The following is a 5,187-nucleotide window of genomic DNA, read 5'->3' as shown; positions in this document are numbered from 1 at the left end:
GGATCGTCCCGCACCACCCGCTCGGTGCACATGGGGTGCGGGTCCAGGCTCGGAACGCGGAGGCGCCGCTGAAGGGCGCCGTCCCGTGTGCCCACCCGTCCCGCCCTGGGGGTCCCCCCGGACGAAGTCTGGGGGAGGGACGAATGCCCACACGGGCAGCGGCGCACCGCCCCGCCGGGCGCGGGCACACGCGGGGGGGGCACCGTCCCGCCGGGCGCGGGCCCACACGGGCGTGGGCGACCGCCCGCCCGGGCGCGGGTCGCGGCGTCAGGTGCGGTCGTACTCCTCCGTCAGTTCGCGGCAGCGCTTCACGTCCCCCGCCATCGCCAGCAGCAGATCGTCCAGCGTGTCGAACTTGAGCATCCCCCGCACGTACGCCAGGAAGTCCACGGCCACGTGCAGCCCGTACAGGTCCAGACCCTCGCGGTCGATCGCGTACGCCTCGACCGTCCGCTCCGTGCCGTCGAACTGCGGGTTCGTGCCGACCGAGATGGCCGCCGGCATCCGCTCCCCCGCCGCCGTCAGCCAGCCCGCGTACACGCCGTCCGCGGGGATCGCCGTGTGCGGCAGGGTCTCGACGTTGGCCGTCGGGAAACCGAGCTCGCGGCCGCGCTGGGCGCCGCGGACGACGATGCCCTCGACCCGGTGCGGCCGGCCGAGGATCTCGGCGGCGCCGGTCATGTCGCCCTCGGCGACGAGACGGCGGGTGAGGGTGGAGGAGAAGGGCTCGCCGCCGCCGGCGGCCCCGCTGACGTACAGGTCGATGACCTCGACCTCGTAGTCGTAGGTGGCACCGAGCTCCGTGAGGAACGCGACGTTGCCCGCCGCCCGGTGCCCGAAGCGGAAGTTGGGGCCCTCGATGACGGCCTTCGCGTGCAGCTTGTCGACCAGCACCTTCACGATGAAGTCGGCCGGGGACAGCTGGGAGAACTCGGCGGTGAACGGCAGCACGAGCACCGCGTCCACACCGAGCTCCGCGATCAGCTCGGCACGCCGGTGGTGCGGGGCGAGCAGCGGCGGGTGGCTGCCGGGGCGCACGACCTCGGAGGGGTGCGGGTCGAAGGTGACGACGACGGCGGGGATCCCCAGCTCACGGGCGCGCTCGACGGCACGCCCGATGATCAGCTGGTGTCCGCGGTGCACCCCGTCGTAGGAGCCGATGGTGACGACGCTGCGTCCCCAGTCCTGGGGGATGTCCTCCAAGCCACGCCAGCGCTGCACTGTGACCGCTCCTCGTCCGCCTGTTCGCCCTGTTCGCCTTTACGCAGGTCTAAGACTGCCATGTCCACGGCCGTCGGTACGCATCGGCATGGCAGTGCCGGGACTCCGCAGCGCCTGGAGGGTCTCCGGACCGAAGAGCGGGGCCCACTCGCCGGGGGCGGCGACCGTCCAGGCGGCGAGGAGCGCGGCGAATGCGGGCTGCTCGCGGACGGCCCCGGCGAGGGCCCGGTCGAGCCGCCAGGCGCCTTGGGGGGTACGGATGCACAGGGCGCCGGCCCTGAGGACGAGCTCCCGGGTGCGGGGCGCGCTGCGCCGCTCCGCGCCCTCCGCGGCGGCCCGCAGGAGCACCTCGAGGACGGTCAGCTCTCCGGTCTCGGCCTCGTACCGCTCGTGCTCCAGGAGTACGTCGAGCAGCTCGGCCCGCAGATGCCGGGAGGCTCCGGTGCCGGGGGCGGCGAGGACGGGGGCGAGCGCGCGCCTGAGTGAGGCGGGGCGGCCCCGGATCAGTCCGGTGACCAGCGGGAAGAGGACCGCCCTCGCGGCCGGGCCGTCCTCGAAGCGGCGGTCGACGAAGGCGGCCACGTGGGGGGCGCCCTCGGGGTGACGGGCCGCGTAGTCGCGGACGAGGGCGGCGATCCGGCGGGCGAGGGCGGGCGTGTCGACCTCGGCAAGGGCCAGCAGGGCGGCGGCCGGCGCCTCCCCGGTGCCGATCAGCCGGGCCCGGAAGCCGATGAGGATCTCCTCGGGGTGGGTGGCGAGGGCCTCGGCGAGCGCCGGCGCGGGGACCCGGGGCTCGGCGAGGGCGCGCGGGAGGTGCCGGGCGCGGCTGTGCGGGTCGCGGACGAGGAGGCCGAGGGCGGCGCCGTGGAGGGTCTGGTCGCCGGGGCGGGCGAGCAGGGCGAGGGCGGCGTAGCGGAGGAGCTCGCGGTCGGCGGAGGTGGTGACGTGCCCGGCGACGAGCTGTCCGTACGCGGCGGCCGCGACGCGCCGCTCCGGGCGCCCGTCGTCGTGGGCCCAGCGGTCGACGGCCCGGCAGAGCGCGGAGGACTCGTCCCGGGCGAGGGTGGCGAGGAGGCCGTCGGCGAGCGGGTGGGCGGTGGCGACGAGCGCTTCGCAGAGGTCGTCGACTGCGAGCGCCCGGTGGCTGTGCAGGAGGGCCTGGGCGGCGGCGGCGACGGTGGGCCGGGGGTCGCCGAACCAACGGCAGAGGAGCGGCTGGACGCTCCGGGGATCGGCGACGAGCATCGCGGCGACGGCGTCGAGGCTCCGGACCCTGCGGGGCACCTCGCCACGGGGCCCGGCACCGCCCGGCACCTCGCCACGGGGCCCGGCACCGCCCGGCACCTCGCCACGGGGCCCGGCACCGCCCGGCACCTCGCCACCGGACGCGGCACCGCCCGGCACCTCGCCACCGGACGCGGCACCTCCGGCCCCGGCACCACCGAACGCGGCGGCCCCGAGCGCGGCGCTCCCCGGCGGCAGGTCCGCCGGGACCAGGCGTCGCAGCAGGTCGATCCGCTCGTCCTCGCCCAGCGGCAGGCCCACCCAGAACGCCGTTCCGAAGGAGGCGAAGACCGGGTGCGGGCCCGGTAGGGACCCGATGTGGTCGGCGAGCAGTCTCAGGACGGGGAGGTAGGGCCTCGGGTCGGGCACCCGCAGCACGCCCTCCCGCAGCAGCCGGGCGGCCCACCAGGCGCCGTCCCCGCCGTCCCCCTCCGCGGCGAACCGCGCGAGCGCCTCGGCGAGGCCTGCGAGCCGGGGTGCGAGGCCGGCGGGGCCCCGCTCCCGGTGCAGCAGCAGCAAGGCCTGCAGGACGGGGCCGATGCGGTGCCGTGGCACGGGCAGCTGCCCGGCCGTTGCCGCGTCTCCGGCGGGCCGTTGTCGGGGAAGGCCGGGGACGGGGCTCCCGCCGGGCGCCGCCGTGTCGGGGTCGCTCCGGGGCGGGTCCTCGTGGCGCGCGTGCACCAGGCCGTCAAGGGCCGTGTCCAGGTCCAGGTGGGCCGCCTGGACCCAGTCGGCCAGCTCCTCGTGGGCGAAGCGGTAGCCCGAGCCCGCCGGGACGAGGAGGCCCTCGGTGAGGACGGCCGGGGCCCACCCCTCGCGCCAGGGGAACAGCTCCTCGAAGGAGGCCCGGTCGAGGACGCCGTGCCCGGGGCCCAGGCACCGGCGGGCCGCCTCGTGCAGCCGGCCGGTCACGCGCGCGGCGAGCCGGCGGACGGCGGTCCCGCGGAGCAGGGGCCGGGAGCCCGCGGCGATCCGGACGGCGGCGCGCAGGCACACCAGGTCGAGGTAGGCGGTGAAGATCTCCTCGCGCCCCGGCCGCCCCGGCACCTCGCCGGGCAGCGCCGCCCGCACCTCGGCGAGCAGCCGCAGGGCGAGCGGGTGGCGGGCGTCCGCCGGGGCGAGGTCCGTCTCCCCGATCCCGTACCCCTCCCGTACGGCACGGGCCTCCGTCGTGGAGTACGGCCCGAGGGCGAGCGCGGCGGGCAGGCCGTCGTCGGCGTCCGTCGCCGGGCGGTGCAGGGCGCCCGGGGTGTAGAGCGTGCCGGCCTGTTCCCAGTGCTCGGGGCGGCAGGCGGTGACGAGGTGGACGCGGTGGGCGCGGAGCCAGTCCTCGGTGGCGGTGGTCCAGTCGGCGAGCCGGTGGGCGAGGAGCGGCGGCATCTCCTCGGGGCCGTCGAGGACGACGAGGAGCGGGCGGCCCGCGTCCCGGGCGAGGGCGGCGGCCCGCTCCGGGGTGGCGGTGGTGGTGTCGCCGAGCGCCCCGGAGGCGGCGACGATCCGGCCGGCCTCGTGCAGGGCGCGGCCGACGGCGTCGGCGAGCGAGTGGTCCTCGGCCCTCAGGTCGGCGCCGCGCAGCCGGACGGTGGGCGCGGGTGCGACGCCCCGGGCGCGGCGGGCGCAGAGCGCGGCGAGGGCGGTGGTGCGGCCGGTGCCCGGGGCGCCGACGAGGGCGAGGACGGGGTTGTCGCCGGCCGTGAAGCGGGCGAACTCGCGGACGCAGTCGGGCCGTTCGACGGGCTCGGGCCAGGGGTCGGGCTCGCGTACGGGCCCGGTGGAGGTGGCGGTGAGTTCCAGGATCGCGGCGAGGTTGAGATCGGGCCCGTAGGCGGGAACGGTGGCCGCGTTGCGCCGCAGGAGGGCGGTGAGCGGTCCGGCGGGGCGGAGCGGGACGGCGTATCCGGCGGCCTGGCGGTCGCCGCGCAGGGCGGTGCCGAGGACGGCGAGGACGGTGCCGGTGACGGTGTCGAGGACGGGGCCTCCGGCGGCCTGTCCGCCGCGGCGGAGCGCGTCGGCGCCTTCGGTGCCGATGGCGAGTTCGAGGGCGTCGGCGAGGGCGTGGAAGCGGTCTGTGGCGGTGTACGTGACAGAGGCGGGGCCGAGGACGCGGGCCTCGCGCCAGCCCTGGGCGGCGATCCGCACGTACGTGCCGGGCTCGATCTCGGGCCGGGTGGCGAGCGGCAGCGGCCGGCCGCCGAGTCCTTCGGTCCGTACGAGCGCGAGGCCGCTCTCGGGCAGCGGCGTGACGGCCTCGGCCTCGGCGAGCCAGGTCCGGTCGCCGGGGGCGTGCAGGACGACACGGCTGAGCCCGTCGACGGCTTCGTGACTGGTGACGACCGTTCCGTGGTGGTCGGCGAGGAAACCGGTGCCGCGTGGCCGGCCCGCCGGATCGCAGATGCGCACCAGCGTCGCCAGGTCCCCGCTTCCCATGGTGTCGACGGTAGGCGGCCGGTGATCACCCGGAGGCGCTCGCGGGAAAACGCGCCCCCCGACACTCCCCCGTTCACTCCGAGCGCCTCCCCGATGGGGTGAATTTCGGCGGCTCAGCGGGACAGAGTGGGTGCGGGGGAAACCGAGGGGGGAAAACCGTGGCCCAGACCCGGGTGGTGCTGGGTGAACTCCACCTCCGTCTTGAGCAGCCGGACCGAGGTCGCGAGCTCGTTGAAGAGCGGCACGGTCTTGTTC

General features: G+C 77.1%; 2 protein-coding genes. Both read right to left on the bottom strand.

Annotation, left to right across the window (positions count from 1 at the left end):
• Nucleotides 1-267 precede the first annotated feature (267 nt).
• On the bottom strand, nucleotides 268-1,221 hold the full coding sequence (locus ABT041_RS38840) for a bifunctional riboflavin kinase/FAD synthetase (protein WP_351193857.1): 954 nt from the start codon (nucleotides 1,219-1,221) through the stop codon (nucleotides 268-270).
• A 39-nt stretch (nucleotides 1,222-1,260) separates the two neighbouring features.
• Nucleotides 1,261-4,932 carry a trypsin-like peptidase domain-containing protein gene (locus tag ABT041_RS38835; RefSeq protein ID WP_351193854.1) on the bottom strand — a complete coding sequence of 1,224 codons (3,672 nt, stop codon included), beginning with the start codon at nucleotides 4,930-4,932 and terminating at the stop codon, nucleotides 1,261-1,263.
• Between the last annotated feature and the right edge of the window lie 255 nt (nucleotides 4,933-5,187).

The sequence above is a fragment of the Streptomyces sp. NPDC002825 genome (assembly GCF_040295385.1).
GTDB lineage: Bacteria > Actinomycetota > Actinomycetes > Streptomycetales > Streptomycetaceae > Streptomyces.
The sequence above is the reverse complement of the archived record's forward strand: the minus strand, read 5'-3'. Positions and strand labels throughout refer to the sequence as shown.

Bases quoted from the DNA above. Each gene is read 5' to 3' on its own strand.
- ABT041_RS38835 (WP_351193854.1), bottom strand. From the start codon at position 4,932: ATGGGAAGCGGGGACCTGGCGACGCTGGTGCGCATCTGCGATCCGGCG.